Annotated in this window: 14 protein-coding genes, 1 tRNA gene and 2 pseudogenes; 13 read left to right on the forward strand and 4 right to left on the reverse strand. The window is 36.6% G+C overall.

What is annotated here, in order from left to right; genetic code table 11:
• The first annotated feature begins 72 nt into the window (after window positions 1–72).
• The 3 genes and pseudogenes from Q5W13_RS11540 to Q5W13_RS11550 all read left to right on the forward strand — a co-directional run bounded on the left by Q5W13_RS11540 (window position 73) and on the right by Q5W13_RS11550 (window position 2,681).
• Window positions 73–1,226: pseudogene (locus Q5W13_RS11540) on the forward strand (DegT/DnrJ/EryC1/StrS family aminotransferase).
• Between the two features lie 99 nt (window positions 1,227–1,325).
• A complete protein-coding gene (galE, locus tag Q5W13_RS11545) occupies window positions 1,326–2,342 on the forward strand; it encodes a UDP-glucose 4-epimerase GalE (protein ID WP_155594845.1) in 1,017 nt (338 codons plus the stop codon).
• A gap of 87 nt (window positions 2,343–2,429) precedes the next feature.
• A complete protein-coding gene (locus tag Q5W13_RS11550; RefSeq protein WP_368662533.1) occupies window positions 2,430–2,681 on the forward strand; it encodes a hypothetical protein in 252 nt (83 codons plus the stop codon).
• Window positions 2,682–2,780: 99 nt separating this feature from the next.
• On the opposite strand, the gene Q5W13_RS11555 is transcribed toward Q5W13_RS11550, so the two are convergent.
• The gene (locus Q5W13_RS11555; RefSeq protein ID WP_304446399.1) at window positions 2,781–3,317 is read right to left on the reverse strand and encodes an alpha-ketoglutarate decarboxylase; all 537 of its coding nucleotides are present in this window, start codon (window positions 3,315–3,317) and stop codon (window positions 2,781–2,783) included.
• 97 nt (window positions 3,318–3,414) lie between these two features.
• On the opposite strand from Q5W13_RS11555, the gene Q5W13_RS11560 reads away from it, so the two are divergent.
• Together Q5W13_RS11560 and odhB are read left to right on the forward strand one after the other, a co-directional pair.
• A complete protein-coding gene (locus tag Q5W13_RS11560) occupies window positions 3,415–6,147 on the forward strand; it encodes a 2-oxoglutarate dehydrogenase E1 component (protein ID WP_438364185.1) in 2,733 nt (910 codons plus the stop codon).
• A gap of 129 nt (window positions 6,148–6,276) precedes the next feature.
• Window positions 6,277–7,500 carry a 2-oxoglutarate dehydrogenase complex dihydrolipoyllysine-residue succinyltransferase gene (gene odhB, locus Q5W13_RS11565; protein WP_304446400.1) on the forward strand — a complete coding sequence of 408 codons (1,224 nt, stop codon included), beginning with the start codon at window positions 6,277–6,279 and terminating at the stop codon, window positions 7,498–7,500.
• 110 nt (window positions 7,501–7,610) lie between these two features.
• On the opposite strand, the gene Q5W13_RS11570 is transcribed toward odhB, so the two are convergent.
• Window positions 7,611–8,051, reverse strand: a complete 441-nt coding sequence (locus Q5W13_RS11570; RefSeq protein WP_155594840.1) for a retropepsin-like aspartic protease family protein — start codon at window positions 8,049–8,051, stop codon at window positions 7,611–7,613.
• Window positions 8,052–8,088: 37 nt separating this feature from the next.
• Between Q5W13_RS11570 and Q5W13_RS11575 the strand changes: the two genes are divergently transcribed.
• From Q5W13_RS11575 to Q5W13_RS11610, 8 genes and pseudogenes are all read left to right on the forward strand, one after another.
• Complete coding sequence (locus Q5W13_RS11575) at window positions 8,089–8,856, forward strand: TatD family hydrolase (RefSeq protein WP_304446401.1); 768 nt, start codon at window positions 8,089–8,091, stop codon at window positions 8,854–8,856.
• A gap of 100 nt (window positions 8,857–8,956) precedes the next feature.
• Window positions 8,957–9,938 (forward strand): annotated as a pseudogene (locus Q5W13_RS11580) (asparaginase).
• A 110-nt stretch (window positions 9,939–10,048) separates the two neighbouring features.
• Window positions 10,049–10,136 (forward strand) — tRNA-Ser (locus tag Q5W13_RS11585).
• 246 nt (window positions 10,137–10,382) lie between these two features.
• Entirely contained in the window at window positions 10,383–11,129 is a 747-nt protein-coding gene (locus tag Q5W13_RS11590; RefSeq protein ID WP_304446402.1) for a MotA/TolQ/ExbB proton channel family protein, read from the forward strand.
• A gap of 24 nt (window positions 11,130–11,153) precedes the next feature.
• The gene (locus Q5W13_RS11595; RefSeq protein ID WP_155594837.1) at window positions 11,154–11,594 is read left to right on the forward strand and encodes a hypothetical protein; all 441 of its coding nucleotides are present in this window, start codon (window positions 11,154–11,156) and stop codon (window positions 11,592–11,594) included.
• A 15-nt stretch (window positions 11,595–11,609) separates the two neighbouring features.
• A complete protein-coding gene (locus Q5W13_RS11600) occupies window positions 11,610–12,236 on the forward strand; it encodes an ExbD/TolR family protein (protein ID WP_155594836.1) in 627 nt (208 codons plus the stop codon).
• 23 nt (window positions 12,237–12,259) lie between these two features.
• Window positions 12,260–12,742: an ExbD/TolR family protein gene (locus Q5W13_RS11605; RefSeq protein WP_155594835.1), complete on the forward strand. Its 483-nt coding sequence runs from the start codon at window positions 12,260–12,262 to the stop codon at window positions 12,740–12,742.
• A 74-nt stretch (window positions 12,743–12,816) separates the two neighbouring features.
• The gene (locus Q5W13_RS11610) at window positions 12,817–13,503 is read left to right on the forward strand and encodes a porin family protein (RefSeq protein WP_304446403.1); all 687 of its coding nucleotides are present in this window, start codon (window positions 12,817–12,819) and stop codon (window positions 13,501–13,503) included.
• Window positions 13,504–13,510: 7 nt separating this feature from the next.
• On the opposite strand, the gene Q5W13_RS11615 is transcribed toward Q5W13_RS11610, so the two are convergent.
• The gene (locus Q5W13_RS11615) at window positions 13,511–14,116 is read right to left on the reverse strand and encodes a phosphatase PAP2 family protein (RefSeq protein WP_304446404.1); all 606 of its coding nucleotides are present in this window, start codon (window positions 14,114–14,116) and stop codon (window positions 13,511–13,513) included.
• Window positions 14,116–15,579 (reverse strand): RNA polymerase factor sigma-54, encoded by a 1,464-nt coding sequence (gene rpoN / locus Q5W13_RS11620; RefSeq protein ID WP_304446405.1) that lies wholly within the window; start codon window positions 15,577–15,579, stop codon window positions 14,116–14,118. The genes Q5W13_RS11615 and rpoN overlap by 1 nt, the downstream gene beginning before the upstream one ends.
• Between the last annotated feature and the right edge of the window lie 31 nt (window positions 15,580–15,610).

The raw sequence follows: 15,610 nt of genomic DNA on the forward strand, positions 1-15,610 counted from the left end.
AATTACACTTCTTTACATAAAATTGTACTGCATGGTTTCGTATTTTTGTTTCGATTTATATAATTCATGACGATGAAAAAAATTCAAATGGTCGACCTAGGTGGCCAGTACGAAGGAATAAAAGAACAAGTGAATTCTGCTATAGCTACTATTATGGAAACTTCGGCTTTCATAAATGGACCTGAGGTAAAATCTTTTCAAAGCGAATTAGAAGCCTACTTGGGCGTAAAACACGTGATACCTTGTGCTAATGGTACGGATGCTTTGCAGATTGCTATGATGGGGTTGGGTCTTCAGCCTTGGTGATGAGGTAATAACGGCAGATTTTACATTTGCGGCTACAGTAGAGGTAATTGCTCTTTTGCAATTAACGCCTGTTCTTGTAGATGTAGAGCCAGATACTTTTAATATAGATATTGCAGCGGTTGAAAAAGCTATAACGCCTAAAACAAAAGCAATAGTTCCTGTTCATTTGTTTGGACAATGTGCCAATATGGATGCTATTATGCAATTGGCCGATCAGCATAATCTATATGTAATAGAGGATAATGCACAAGCTATTGGAGCAGATTATACTTTTAATAACGGTAAGAAACAAAAAGCAGGTACAATAGGTCATGTAGGTGCAACGTCTTTTTTTCCATCAAAATTTAGGTGCTTACGGTGATGGTGGAGCAATTTTTACTAATGATGATGAGTTGGCACACACCTTAAGAGGTGTTGTGAATCACGGTATGTATGAAAGATACCATCATGATGTGGTGGGAGTGAATTCTAGATTAGATTCTATTCAGGCAGCGGTCTTACGTGCAAAACTGCCAAAATTAGACCAGTATTGTAATAGAAGAAGGCAAGCTGCCAGAAGTTATAATAATGCTTTTAGAGAGCAAGCTAATATTATTACGCCTAGAACAACCCAATGTGGAGAGGAAATTTGTGATACATGTACATGTCACGTGTTCCATCAATATACATTAAGAATTACCAATGGAAAAAGAGATGCTTTAGTAAAGCACTTGGCAGAAAAAGATATTCCATGCGGTGTATACTATCCTATTCCTTTGCATAAGCAAAAAGCATATGTTGATGAACGATATAACGAAGCTGATTTTCCGGTAACGAACCAATTGGTGAAAGAAGTTATTTCATTACCAATGCATACAGAGTTGGATGATGAGCAAATAGATTTTATTACAAAAACAGTAGTGGATTTTGTAAACGGGTAGTGGTAATTAGCCTTGTCTATTACTTATTACACCAAAACTGACTATAAATAAAGCAAAGAAACCTACTCGTTTTTCGAGTAGGTTTTTAAAAAATAGACTATGAAAATATTAGTAACCGGCGGATTAGGATTTATTGGGTCACATACAGTTGTAGAGCTTCAAAATGAAGGTTTTGAAGTTGTGATAATTGATGATTGTTCTAATTCATCTGAAAAAGTATTGGAAGGTATTTTTTCAATTTCTGGAAAAATGCCACTTTTTGAAAAGATAGATTTAAAGGAAAAATCTAAGGTTGAAGATTTTTTCAAAAGACATCAAGACGTTCAAGGAGTGATTCATTTTGCAGCCTCAAAGGCCGTTGGTGAAAGTGTTCAAAAACCACTTTTGTATTATGAAAATAACATAGGTACATTGGTCTATCTTTTAAAAGAACTTTCTAAGAAAGACAACGCTAGTTTTATATTCAGTTCTTCTTGTACCGTTTATGGTCAGGCAGATGAAATGCCTATTAGTGAAAAGGCTCCAGTAAAACCAGCAGAATCCCCGTATGGGAATACCAAGCAAATGGGCGAAGAGATTATTCGTGACACATGTGCTATAAATCCAAAATTGAAAGCAATTGCATTGCGTTATTTTAACCCAATGGGTGCCCATCCTAGTGGTAATATAGGAGAGTTGCCTATTGGTGTACCACAGAACTTGGTGCCTTTTATTACCCAAACAGGTATGGGGTTAAGAGAGGAACTGTCCGTTTTTGGTGATGATTATCCTACGGAAGATGGTACTTGTATTCGTGACTATATTTATGTGGTAGATTTGGCCAAGGCTCATGTAAAGGCATTGCAACGTTTACTAGGAGGAAAGAACCAAGACAACTATGAGGTATTTAATTTAGGTACAGGAAAAGGAAGTTCAGTACTTGAGGTTATTCATAGTTTTGAAAGAGTTTCAGGTAAAAAACTGAATTATAAAATTGTAGATAGAAGAGCTGGTGATATTGTTTCTGCTTATGCGGATACTAAAAAGGCGAATGATGTTTTAGGTTGGAAATCGCAATATACGCTAGACGAAGCAATGAAATCTGCTTGGGAGTGGGAGCAAAAAGTTAGGGCGTAACCTTAATATTTTAGCGCTGCAGTTCATTGTCTAGAATTTATTTTTTATCAAGCAAAACCAACTTTGAATCAGAAACGTAGATAATTTATGGTTTTGAATTTTTCCGATAGTACAGAATTGCTTGCAACTGCAGAAAAAGCAGAGCTTTATAATAAGTTAGTAGCTCAACTGATAAAAGATTTTGGTCTTGCCAATATCTATATAGACCTGAGTTTAGAAATTCTTCCCAACGAGCTTAAAAGTGTTTTAAAGGAAAAGATATATCGTCTAATTATGGAGCGCTTTTCAGAATACCTGAATTTATTTCTATATCGTAGATGTTCCAGAGAAAGCTTTTAAGGAGATTGCAGTAACCGATGTTGTAGAGGTAGCCGATCAAGTTACCTTTCTGGTGTTGAAAAGAGAACTTCAAAAAGTTTGGTTGAAAGCAAAATACTCCTAAAAATAAACTCTTACGAAAGGCATCCATGCATCAAGATAGATGCTTTTGATATCATCATAAAGAACGTTGTAGCGAATACCAACAGTGAAATTTCGGTCTGTATACCCTAAACCTAAAAATAGAGAGGGCGACCAATAATTATCTTCAATTGTAGATAAATCATTAAAACCAAGAGTTTGATTGATGCGTAATTGTTCTAATTCTGCAGAAATTTGTAAAAAATGTAAGGGGTTGTAGAGAGAAATAATACTTCCACCATAGGCATAACGTTTACTGTCATCATATTTGGCATAATTAAAAGTGAGACTTACACCACTTGAAAATTGCTCATTGAATTGATAAATAGCACTTGGAGAGACTGAAGCGTTGAAGCCGCCATTATTGAGCCCAAAGCCTAATCCTCCACCAAACCGCACATTATTCCAGAAATCTGAAGGGGTAGAAGTGTTTTGTGCGGAACAATTTAATGCAAAAACGATAAGAAATAACGCTAAAAAAGTGCTTTTCGAGATCTTATAAAGTTTTTTAATCATTATCTTTATTTTTTCAATATTGCATACTAAGATACGTCTCAGAAATGGGAATTATTGTATTTTTGTACCCATTTATTTGCATGACAGAGAATTTTCTATGGATAAATATTCTTTTCTAAATACCGCTCATACCTCTTTTTTTTCAGAGCTATACGACAAATATCTTATTAACCCCGATAGTGTAGAGCCTAGTTGGCGCGCCTTTTTTCAAGGTTATGATTTCGGAACCGAAACAGCTCTTGATGAGTTAGATGTTGAGGATTTCGTAACTAAAAATGGCGCTCAAAATTCTATGGGTCAGGAGATGCCAGAGTCGCTCCAGAAGGAGTTTCAGGTTATTCGGCTTATTGATGGTTATCGCAGCAGAGGTCATTTGTTTACAAAAACAAACCCTGTACGCGAGCGTAGAAAATACGAGCCATCATTGGATATTGAGAATTTTGGACTCTCGCAAGGAGACATGGATACTGTTTTTAATGCAGGTGAAATCATAGGCATTGGAGTAAGTACTCTAAAAGAAATTATAAATCATTTGCAGCACATTTATTGTGATGCTATTGGTGTAGAATACATGTACATCCGTAAGCCGGAACGTGTAGAATGGATTCAGAATTGGTTAAATGTTAATGATAACCACCCTAAATTTGACTCCGAACATAAAAGACGTATTCTTAGAAAGTTGAACCAAGCAGTTTCGTTTGAAGGCTTTTTGCATACCAAGTATGTAGGTCAGAAACGATTTTCTTTAGAAGGAAACGAATCATTGATTCCTGCATTAGATGCTGTTGTAGAACGTGCTGCCGAACTAGGTGTAGAGCAGTTTGTGATGGGTATGGCGCATAGAGGAAGACTTAATGTGTTAACCAATATTTTTGGAAAAGCAGCAAAAGACATCTTTAGCGAGTTTGATGGTAAAGATTACGAACAGGAGATTTTTGATGGTGATGTAAAATATCATTTAGGTTGGACGTCCGAACGTAAAACCGACAATGGTAAAAAAATTAAAATGAACATTGCTCCTAACCCTTCGCATTTAGAAACGGTTGGTGCAGTAGTAGAAGGTATAGCTCGCGCTAAGCAAGATGCTCATTTTCCGGATGATTTTTCAAAAGTACTTCCTATTGTTGTACACGGGGATGCGGCTATTGCTGGTCAAGGTCTAGTGTATGAGTTGGTACAGATGGCAAATCTGGACGGTTACAAAACAAATGGTACTATACATATAGTTGTAAACAACCAAATTGGTTTTACTACAAACTATTTAGATGCTCGTACATCTACTTATTGTACAGATGTTGGTAAAGTAACATTGAGTCCGGTATTACACGTAAATTCTGATGATGCGGAAGCTGTTGTACATGCATCGCTTTTTGCTTTGGAGTATCGCATGCGTTTTAATAGAGATGTATTTATAGATTTATTAGGATATAGAAAGTATGGTCATAACGAAGGTGATGAGCCTCGTTTTACGCAACCAAAATTGTATAAGGCTATAGCCAAACACCAAAATCCACGTGATATTTATGCGGAAAGATTATTGGCAGAAGGAGTTATTGAAAAGGACTATGTAAAAGGTCTGGAAGAAGAGTATAAAGCTTCTTTGGAAGAAGAGCTTGTGGATTCTCGTAAAGAAGATAAAACGGAAATAACTCCGTTTATGGCAGACGAGTGGAAAGGCTTTGCTAATGTTCGTGAGTGGGAAATGATGGAGAAGGTAGATACTACTTTCGATAAAAAAGAACTTACCAAGATAGCTAAAGTAATTACGCAACTTCCAGCGGATAAGAAGTTCTTACGTAAGGTAGAGAAACTGGTGAAGGACCGTAAAAACATGTTCTTTGAGGCTGAAAAGTTAGATTGGGCTATGGGTGAGTTACTTGCTTACGGTACCTTATTGCATGAAGGTTATCCGGTACGTATGTCCGGTCAGGATGTTGAGCGTGGTACGTTTTCGCACAGACATGCTGTAATGAAAGTTGAAGAAAGTGAAGAAGAAGTAATCTTGCTAAATCATCTTAATGATAAGCAAGCTAAATTTCAGATATATAATTCATTATTGTCGGAATACGGCGTAGTAGGTTTTGATTATGGTTATGCCATGGCAAGCCCTAATACGTTAACAATCTGGGAGGCACAGTTTGGAGATTTTAGTAATGGTGCTCAGATTATGATCGATCAGTATATTTCGGCTGCTGAGGATAAGTGGAAATTACAGAACGGTTTGGTAATGTTGCTTCCACATGGATATGAAGGGCAAGGAGCAGAGCATTCTTCTGCCCGTATGGAAAGATACTTGCAACTTTGTGCCAGAGACAATATGTATATTGCAGATGTTTCTACGCCAGCGCAGATGTATCATATTCTTAGAAGGCAAATGAAAGTCAATTTCAAAAAACCGTTAATTATATTCACGCCAAAAAGTTTATTAAGACATCCAAAAGCGATGTCTACGGTAGATGAATTAGCCTCTGGTAGTTTTCAAGAAGTTATTGATGACTCTTCTGTTACGGTAAGCAGAGTAAAATCTGTTGTATTCTGTACAGGTAAATTTTATTATGATTTATTGGCGGTAAAAGAAGAGCAGAAAAGGGATGATGTGGCTTTGGTTCGTGTAGAGCAATTGTTCCCGGTTCCTTCTGAAAAGATGAAGGCAGTCATTGCAAAATATAAAAAGGCTGATGATTTGGTCTGGGCTCAAGAAGAACCAAGAAATATGGGTGCTTGGAGTCATATGATGATGCATTTTAGTGATGCGAATAAATTTAGGGTAGCTTCAAGAAGATTCTATGCTTCTCCAGCTGCCGGTAGTTCTGTTCGTTCAAAAAAATAGACATCAGCAAGTAATTGATTATGTATTCGACAAGTCTAAGGATAATATGTCAAAACCAATGACTAAACCAAGTAAGGGTTAAGCATTGGTCGTTCAAATAGTTAAGATAACATAGCAAATAAGTATAGCATGATATTAGAAATGAAAGTCCCATCTCCGGGCGAATCTATCACCGAAGTAGAAATTGCGGATTGGTTGGTTGAGGATGGTGATTACGTTGAAAAAGACCAGGCAATTGCCGAGGTGGATTCAGATAAGGCTACTTTAGAACTTCCTGCTGAAGAAAGCGGAATAATTACATTAAAAGCTGAGGTAGGTGATGCTGTTGCCGTTGGTGCCGTAGTTTGTTTAATTGATACTGATGCAGCTAAACCTGCTGGAGACAGTGCAGAGAAAGATGTAGCGGAACAGAAGAAAAGTGAGCCTAAGAAAGAAGAGGCTAAAGCACCGCAGCCCGTTCAAGCAAAAGAAACTTACGCTTCTGGTGTAGCTTCTCCTGCTGCTAAAAAAATATTAAGTGAAAAAGGTATCGATTCTACTGCTGTAAAAGGAAGCGGAAAAGATGGTCGTATCACTAAGAACGATGCTGTAAATGCTGTGCCTTCAATGGGTACGCCTACAGGAGGAAATAGAGGAGAATCTCGCTCAAAACTTTCTATGTTACGTAGAAAAGTTGCAGAGCGTTTGGTGTCCGCTAAGAATGAAACGGCTATGCTTACAACTTTTAACGAAGTTGATATGTCTGCTATTTTTGAACTTAGAAATAAATATAAAGAAGACTTTAAGGCTAAACACGGTGTAGGTTTAGGATTTATGTCCTTTTTTACTAGAGCTGTAGTGCGTGCATTAGAAATGTATCCATCTGTGAACTCTATGATAGATGGTAAGGAAATGATTTCTTATGATTTCTGTGATATCAGTATTGCTGTTTCTGGACCAAAAGGATTAATGGTGCCTGTTATCAGAAATGCGGAAAACTTGACCTTCAGAGGTGTTGAGGCAGAGGTAAAGAGATTAGCTATTCGTGCTCGTGAAGGAGAAATTACTGTTGATGAAATGACCGGAGGTACTTTTACGATTACTAACGGAGGTGTTTTTGGATCTATGTTATCTACGCCAATTATTAACCCACCTCAAAGTGCTATTTTAGGAATGCATAACATAGTAGAAAGACCTATCGCTAGGGATGGAGCTATCGCTATTGCACCTATTATGTATGTGGCCGTGTCTTATGACCACCGTATTATTGATGGTAAAGAATCTGTAGGATTCTTAGTGGCTATAAAAGAAGCATTAGAAAATCCAGAAGAATTATTGATGGATGGTAATGTAAAGAGAGCTTTGGAGATGTAGAATTACAACTCTTTAAAAATACGCCCCAAAGATTTTTAGTGTAATAGCACTGAAATCTTTGGGGCTTTTTTATGCGTTATATTACTAGGTGTCTATTTGCTCTGTACGAACTACATTTTAAGGTAAACGCAATATTTATTATAATCAATAATTGCTTTTCCTTTTTTTAGGACATCGGCACCTATAATGCCATCAACAGGCAGGGTATTATGTGCGGTAAGGGCTTGGTTTACGTGAACAAGGTCAAAAAGTACGATTTTCAATTTCTTCTTCTTCCAGTTGCCAATTTTAATCTTGTTTTTCGTGGATATTAAAGTTTCCATGTCAGTGGCTCCTGCTCCGGCAGCTTTTATTTCGGAAACTTCGGAGGTCAGTCCAAATTGTTCTATTTTATCAATTCCAATACAGGTGTTAGATGCTCCGGTATCTAAAATAAACCGCCCAGAGATTCCATTTATTTTGGCTGATATTTCAAAGTGATCTGTTTGGGTAAGTTTTAGTGGGATTTGGGTGTATTTTTTTTTCCAAAGAAATTTTTTCAGAGAAGACATGTTTTCTTTTTATCAAAGATAAGGCTATTTTTGCAGCATGATATTAACAGATACCCATACCCATTTATATAGTGAAGCCTTTGATGAAGATAGGGGAGCCGCAATAGATAGGGCGATTGCTCTTGGAATTGAGCGATTTTTTATACCGGCAATAGATTCAACTTATACGGCATCTATGTTTGATCTTGAGAAGTCATATCCGGACAATGTTTTTTTAATGATGGGCTTGCATCCTACTCATGTAAAAGAAAATTACAGGGAAGAATTGAGACATGTAGAAGAGATGCTTGAACAAAGAACGTTTTATGCTGTAGGAGAAATTGGTATTGATTTATTTTGGGATAAAACATTTTTAAAGGAGCAACAAGAGGCTTTTCGCGCACAGATACAGTTAGCTAAAAAGTATAAATTGCCCATAGTTATCCATTGTCGTGATGCTTTTGATGAAGTATTTGAAGTTTTGGAAAGTGAAAAGGGAGCTGATTTATTCGGTATTTTTCATTGTTTTACAGGTGATATTGAACAAGCAAAAAAAGCGATATCATATAATATGAAGCTTGGTATTGGTGGGGTTGTTACGTTTAAAAATGGGAAAATAGATAAGTTCTTAGCTGAAATTCCATTAAAAAATATTGTTCTAGAGACAGATTCACCTTATTTGGCGCCGGTTCCTTTTCGTGGAAAACGTAATGAAAGTGCATACCTTATGAATGTTGCTGAGAAGCTTGCTGATGTTTATGATATCTCTACAGAGGAAATTGCAAATAGCACTACGGAGAATTCAAAGCAAGTATTCGGCATTTAGAAGGGCTTAATCGGCCGCAATTTTTCAATAAAATTTAAATATTCTTGGTTTGGTAGATAAAAGTAATATCCTTTTAATATATACCGGCGGTACTATAGGTATGGTCAAAGATTATGAGTCTGGAGCATTAAAGGCTTTTAATTTTGATAAGCTACTTAAAAATATACCAGAGCTTAAGTTGTTGGACTGTCATATTAATTCAATTTCTTTTGATGTGCCAATAGATTCATCCAATATGAATCCAGCACATTGGGCCGAAATAGCAACTATTATTGAAGAGAATTATGATTCTCAGATGGTTTTGTGGTGCTGCATGGTAGTGATACTATGAGTTATACGGCATCGGCTTTAAGTTTTATGTTAGAGAATTTAGGCAAACCCGTCATTTTTACAGGTTCCCAATTGCCTATTGGAGATTTGCGTACAGATGCAAAGGAGAACCTGATTACCTCAATTCAGATTGCCGCTTTACAGCATAATAAAAAACCTGTGGTGCAGGAGGTAGGGCTTTATTTTGAGTATAAGTTGTATCGCGCCAATCGTACTACAAAAATCAATGCGGAGCACTTTCAGGCATTTTCCTCACTAAATTATCCAGAATTGATAGAGTCAGGAGTGCACTTAAAGGTTAGTGAAGAATATTTGTTACCTTATGTGAAGCGTAAAAAGTTTAAAGTACATAAATATATGGATACCAATGTGGCTATCCTTAAGTTGTTTCCCGGTATTGGCCCGGCTGTTTTACAAGGTGTGGTTGGTATTATGGTCTAAAAGGGCTGATTTTGGAAACTTATGGTGCGGGAAATGCTCCAAATGAGCCTTGGATGATCAATATTCTAAGAAAGGCAAAAGAAAATAACATCCATATTATTAATGTTACACAGTGTTCGGGAGGTAGTGTTTCTATGGGTCGTTATGAAACCAGTAAGCAGTTAGAAGAATTGCAAGTAATTAATGGTAAAGACATTACGACGGAGGCTGCTGTTGCTAAGCTAATGTATCTCTTGGGTAATAATGTTTCGTCCAAATTGTTTAAAAGCATATTTGAGACTTCATTACGCGGTGAAATTCAAGAAAATTAGCAGTTTTAATTTCATCAACTAACATTTTTTTTGTTATTTGGCCACCCCGTAAAAAAGGTGATCTTGTCTGGTCTGTTTTTTGGTTAAAAACAAAAAGATAAGTAGAATTTAGAGAGGTGGCCGAGTGGTCGAAGGCGCACGCCTGGAAAGTGTGTATACACCAAAAGTGTATCGAGGGTTCGAATCCCTTCCTCTCTGCAGAACAAAAAGATTTTTTTCAGTATTAATTAGTTTAGACTGGAAATATTTGTAAGTTTAGTTTTTATATGCAAAATGGAAGTCTGTGCTTGATTATGTCAGGCAGAGGCACTGGTATAACAGCCCGTTTCGATGTCATGACCCCTATTTGGGCTACACTTCTCCGATGCAACGAAGTTTTACTTTTTTTATTGTGATTTTTTTTTATCTTTAACCCTATTAAATAACTAATTTAAGTTTGAACAAATGAAAAAATTATCCTCTATCCTAGCCGTGGGCGGGTTGTTTGTAATGAGTACAAATACTGTTAACGCAATGGCAACTACAGCAACAATGATGCAAGATGCGCCTGCTGAAGCCGAAGTAGGTTTTACACAGATGTTGAAAGAAATGTTTATACAAGGTGGTGCCGGCTTTATGGGTATTGTTCTTTTGTGTTTGATTCTTGGTTTGGCAGTTGCAATTGAAAGAATTATTTATTTAAACATGGCAACCACTAATACTGGTAAGCTAAAACAACAAGTAGAAGATGCATTGGCCTCTGGTGGTGTTGAAGCTGCTAAAGAAGTTTGTAGAAATACAAAAGGTCCTGTTGCTTCTATATACTATCAAGGTTTGGATAGAGCGGGAGAGAGTATCGAATCTGCTGAAAAAGCTGTAGTAGCTTATGGTGGTGTTCAAATGGGTCAATTAGAGAAGAACGTTTCTTGGTTGAGCTTGTTTATCGCTGTTGCTCCAATGCTTGGTTTCATGGGTACGGTAATTGGTATGATTCAGGCCTTCCAAAAGATTAGTGCTGTTGGTAACCTTAGTGCATCTCTTATTGCAGGTGATATCCAAGTTGCATTATTAACAACTGTATTTGGTCTTATTACTGCTATTATCCTTCAAATCTTTTATAACTACATCATTGCTAAAATTGATAGCATTGTTAATGATATGGAAGACTCTTCTATCGTTTTGATAGATATGTTGGTGGATCACAAAAAATAAGTCGCACACATAATACCTTAAATTATGCACAAAATTGTAAAAATTGTTTTGGTTGTTGTGGGCTTAGTAGGCGCTGCCTTATGGTTCATGCTTCCAGAGGCTGAAATGCCAGCTGCTGAGGCAGCTAATAACGGGGCTCTTAATGCAATGTTCGCTATTACATGGTTGCTCTTAGGTGTAGCTGTAGTTTTTAGTGTGGCGTTCGCCCTTAAGAACCTTTTATCAAATCCTGCGAATTTAAAGAAAAGTCTTTTTATACTAGTTGGTTTTCTTTTAGTAGTTGGAATTGGCTTTGTTATGGCTAGCGGTACAGATGTTAGTATCGAAGAAATGGCAAAAAGAGGCATAGAAACCGATGAATCTGAAATTAAGAAAATCGGTGCTGGTCTAAATGTATTTTTCATATTGACTCTTGTAGCTGTAGGAGCTATGCTTGCGGGTGGTGTGAAGAAAATGATTAAATAAATAAAGAACTAAATTATGTCTAGAAGAGGAGGACCAGCAGAGGTAAACGCCGGATCAATGGCAGACATAGCATTCTTGCTACTTATATTTTTCTTGGTCACAACGACCATTGAAACTGATGCAGGTTTAGATCGTATGTTGCCACCTATTGAGCCGCCTACCGAAGAACCACCAGTTATTAAGCAGAAGAATATCTTTACGGTTAATATTAACCGTAATGGTCAGTTGTTAGTTGAAGACGAGCTTATCGATATCAAAAAGTTACGAGAGAAGGCCATGGCTTTCTTAGATAACGGAGGAGCCCCATCAGGTTCTGCAGATTACTGTAGCTACTGTAAAGGTAAAAGACTGTCCGAATCATCTGACAATCCAGCTAAAGCTATTATATCTTTGAAGAACGATCGTGAGACAAAGTATAGTACTTACATTACGGTTCAGAATGAATTGGTAGGTGCTTACAATGAGCTTAGAAATCGTGAAGCACAGCGTCTTTATAAAAGAGACTTTACTGATATGGAAGCAGAATATCTTAATCCTGAGACCGAACCTAGTAGAAAAGAGGATCTCAAAGAAAAGGTTAAGCGGATTCAAGAGTTGTTTCCACAGAAGTTGTCAGAAGCTGAGACAGGTACAAGTAATTAATAAGAGCTAAAACAGAATATAATATGTCAAAGTTTGCAAAGAAAAAGGATGCCGGTTTACCAGCTGTGAACACTGCATCGTTACCTGATATTGTATTTATGCTTTTATTCTTCTTTATGACCGTAACGGTTATGAAAGATAGTTCTTTGAAAGTAGAGAATACTTTGCCTAATGCTAGTGAAACCAAGAAATTGGAAAAGAAGGATCGAGTAATATACATTTATGTTGGACAGCCAACTTCTCAGTATAAAGCTCAGTTTGGAGAAGAAGCTAGGATTCAATTGAACGATAAATTTTCATCTCCTAATGAAGTAGGTGATTATATATTGTCTGAAAGAGCAAAAAAGCCGCAGGAAATACAAAATGTTTTGACTACAGCTTTAAAAGTTGATAGAAATGCTAATATGGGATTAATATCCGATATTAAATTGCAGTTAAGAGAAGTGAATGCACTTAAAGTCAATTATACGACTTATGATGGTGACGCTTTCAACAACTTGCAGTAGTATTTTTTAACTTATAAGTACAAGCGCCTCGGAATTTTTTCCGAGGCGCTTTTTATTTGCTTAATTTTGATTTTATGATGCGTTATTTATTTGGGTTGCTTTTTTTGTGCTTTACAGGTGCAGTTGCTCAGACTGGTATTGATTCAACGAATGTTGATTCAAGGTACTTGGAGGATCAATTCTATATTGGTATCACCTATAACTTTCTCTTAAATCAACCGGACGATGTTAGCCAACGAAATCTTTCCTATGGTCTACAGGCAGGTTTTATAAAAGACATTCCATTAAATCAAAGCCGAACTACTGCTATAGGTATTGGTGTGGGTTATGGTGTATATTCTTATTACTCCAACCTAAAGGCAGAGGAGACTTCTTCAGGTAATTTGTATAGTATTCTCGATGATAATGATTTTAATAGGAATAAGGTAGAGACACACGTATTAGAAGTTCCTTTTGAAGTGCGCTGGAGAAATTCTACAGCATCTGAGTATAAGTTTTGGAGGCTATATGCAGGTATGAAATTAGGTTATGTTTTTGGAGGACGATCAAAGCTGGTGCCTACAGATACTGGAAAAGTGTCATTTTATAATGAGGATATAAGAAGTTTTCAATATGGGTTGACCTTAAATTTTGGATACAATACCTTCAATCTACACGCGTATTATTCCTTAGCTAATCTCTTTAATGATAATGTAGTTATTGGGTCAGAAAACTTGAATACGAAAGCCCTTAGAATTGGACTCATTTTCTATATTCTTTAATATCAATCTACAGCCAGAAGCGAACGGTTAGTAATTGGGAGAGTAGTCCAATGAATAGTCCAATAACGACTTCTATTGGTGTGTGTGATTTTAGATACAGTCTAGAAGTGGCTACTAGTCCCGTTAGTAACGTGAAAAGGCTTAAGCCTAAAGTGATGTTTACTTCAAAGTGAATACTTAATGCCACTAAGAACATAAGAAGGCTTCCCATGCCCATTAAATGCATGCTTACTTTAAACTTCAATACTAAAAGTAGTAATGTTGTCAATGCTGATATAATCAGGCCAATAAAGTAGAAGTGAATCTCAACAATATTTGAATTGGGTATTACTTTGTAGATTACAAATAGGAGCAATATAATATGAATATACAAGGGGTATCTACGTTCTTTTACCGAGGACATAAAAACACTTTGTGCCATGCCTAAATTCCTTAATATAAAATAAGCAATTATTGGAATGATTACAGTAAGTATAAAAGTAGGTAGGATAGTAGTGCCTTGAATGGCTATTGGGCTATATTTAGGTGTAATTAGAAAGTAGGCAAGTGTTCCTGCTATCGGGATGAATAAAGGATGGAAAATATAGGATATAACCTTTAAGAAAACCTTCATTAAATTTGTTTGCGCAATCTTGCTACGGGAATGTCTAATTGCTCTCTGTATTTTGCAACGGTTCTTCTAGCTATGGGATATCCTTTTTCTTTAAGTATAGCTGCTAATTTGTCATCGGTAAGGGGCTTTTTCTTAGACTCTTCACCAATTACAGTTTCAAGAATTTTCTTAATCTCTTTTGTTGATACGTCTTCTCCTTGGTCGTTTTTCATGGATTCTGAGAAGAATTCCTTGATTAATTTGGTTCCGTAAGGGGTATCAACATATTTGCTGTTAGCAACTCGGGATACCGTTGAAACATCCATCTGAATCTCGTCTGCAATGTCTTTTAAAATCATTGGGCGAAGATTGCGTTCGTCACCAGTAAGAAAGTACTCGGACTGGTAATGCATAATGGAATTCATTGTAATGAACAAAGTCTGTTGGCGCTGTCTAATAGCGTCTATAAACCATTTTGCGGCATCTAATTTCTGCTTAATAAAAAGTACAGTATCTTTCTGTGATTTAGATTTTTTCTTAGCGTCCTTGTAGCCTTTTAGCATGTTATTGTATTCTCTAGATACATGCAATTCTGGAGCATTTCTTCCATTTAAGGTAAGTTCTAATTCTCCGTCTACAATACGAATGGAAAAATCAGGAACTACATGCTCTACCATACGGTTGTTCCCGGAATAGGAGCCTCCTGGTTTTGGGTTTAATTTTTCAATTTCAGAGATGGCATTTCTTAGCTGTTCTTCTGAAATGTTGTATTTCTGAATGAGTTTCTTATAATGCTTTTTTGTAAACTGCTCAAAAGACTTCTCTAGAATAGTAATGGCTAGTTCAATATTTGGAGTTGCTTCTTTCCGTTTTAATTGAATTATTAAGCACTCTTCTAGTGAGCGCGCAGCAACCTTTAGTGGGTCCAGTTTTTGAACTAACTTCAAAACCTTTTCAATGGTTTTTTCTTCTGTATAAATGTTTTGGGTAAAAGCCAGATCATCAGTAATATCTGCAATGGGTCTGCGGATATAGCCACTTTCGTCTACACTGCCCACTAAAAACTCCGCAATGCTCCATTCTTCATCATTTAGATAAACCGTATTAAGTTGGTTTAACAAATACTGATTGAATGAAGTTCCTGCTGCGTACGGTACATTTTTTTCTTCATCGTCCGCACTGTAGTTATTCGCCTTCGTGCGATAATCTGGAATTTCATCGTCACTTAGGTAGTCGTCAATGTTTATATCATCCGTAGCGATAATCTCACTGTCCAATTCATTGTTCTCATCATAAGAATCCTCAAATTCATCATCAATAGAGTCCGGTTCTTCTTTACCGCCTTCTAATGCCGGATTCTCTTCCAGTTCTTGCTTAAGCCGTTGCTCAAAAGCCTGTGTTGGCAATTGAATCAACTTCATAAGCTGTATCTGCTGTGGAGATAGCTTCTGTGATAATTTAAACTGTAAGTGTTGTTTTAGCATTGAGATCTAATATAGCTTGCCTTCTAAGTTA

It is taken from the genome of Zobellia laminariae, from assembly GCF_030553095.1.
Taxonomy (GTDB): Bacteria; Bacteroidota; Bacteroidia; order Flavobacteriales; family Flavobacteriaceae; genus Zobellia; species Zobellia laminariae.

Excerpts from the sequence above, each read along its gene's own strand:
- galE (WP_155594845.1), top strand. The coding sequence starts at position 1,326 with ATGAAAATATTAGTAACCGGCGGATTAGGATTTATTGGGTCACATACA.
- Q5W13_RS11550 (WP_368662533.1), top strand. The coding sequence starts at position 2,430 with ATGGTTTTGAATTTTTCCGATAGTACAGAATTGCTTGCAACTGCAGAA.
- Q5W13_RS11555 (WP_304446399.1), bottom strand. The coding sequence starts at position 3,317 with ATGATTAAAAAACTTTATAAGATCTCGAAAAGCACTTTTTTAGCGTTA.
- Q5W13_RS11560 (WP_438364185.1), top strand. The coding sequence starts at position 3,415 with ATGGATAAATATTCTTTTCTAAATACCGCTCATACCTCTTTTTTTTCA.
- odhB (WP_304446400.1), top strand. The coding sequence starts at position 6,277 with ATGATATTAGAAATGAAAGTCCCATCTCCGGGCGAATCTATCACCGAA.
- Q5W13_RS11570 (WP_155594840.1), bottom strand. The coding sequence starts at position 8,051 with ATGTCTTCTCTGAAAAAATTTCTTTGGAAAAAAAAATACACCCAAATC.
- Q5W13_RS11575 (WP_304446401.1), top strand. The coding sequence starts at position 8,089 with ATGATATTAACAGATACCCATACCCATTTATATAGTGAAGCCTTTGAT.
- Q5W13_RS11590 (WP_304446402.1), top strand. The coding sequence starts at position 10,383 with ATGAAAAAATTATCCTCTATCCTAGCCGTGGGCGGGTTGTTTGTAATG.
- Q5W13_RS11595 (WP_155594837.1), top strand. The coding sequence starts at position 11,154 with ATGCACAAAATTGTAAAAATTGTTTTGGTTGTTGTGGGCTTAGTAGGC.
- Q5W13_RS11600 (WP_155594836.1), top strand. The coding sequence starts at position 11,610 with ATGTCTAGAAGAGGAGGACCAGCAGAGGTAAACGCCGGATCAATGGCA.
- Q5W13_RS11605 (WP_155594835.1), top strand. The coding sequence starts at position 12,260 with ATGTCAAAGTTTGCAAAGAAAAAGGATGCCGGTTTACCAGCTGTGAAC.
- Q5W13_RS11610 (WP_304446403.1), top strand. The coding sequence starts at position 12,817 with ATGATGCGTTATTTATTTGGGTTGCTTTTTTTGTGCTTTACAGGTGCA.
- Q5W13_RS11615 (WP_304446404.1), bottom strand. The coding sequence starts at position 14,116 with ATGAAGGTTTTCTTAAAGGTTATATCCTATATTTTCCATCCTTTATTC.
- rpoN (WP_304446405.1), bottom strand. The coding sequence starts at position 15,579 with ATGCTAAAACAACACTTACAGTTTAAATTATCACAGAAGCTATCTCCA.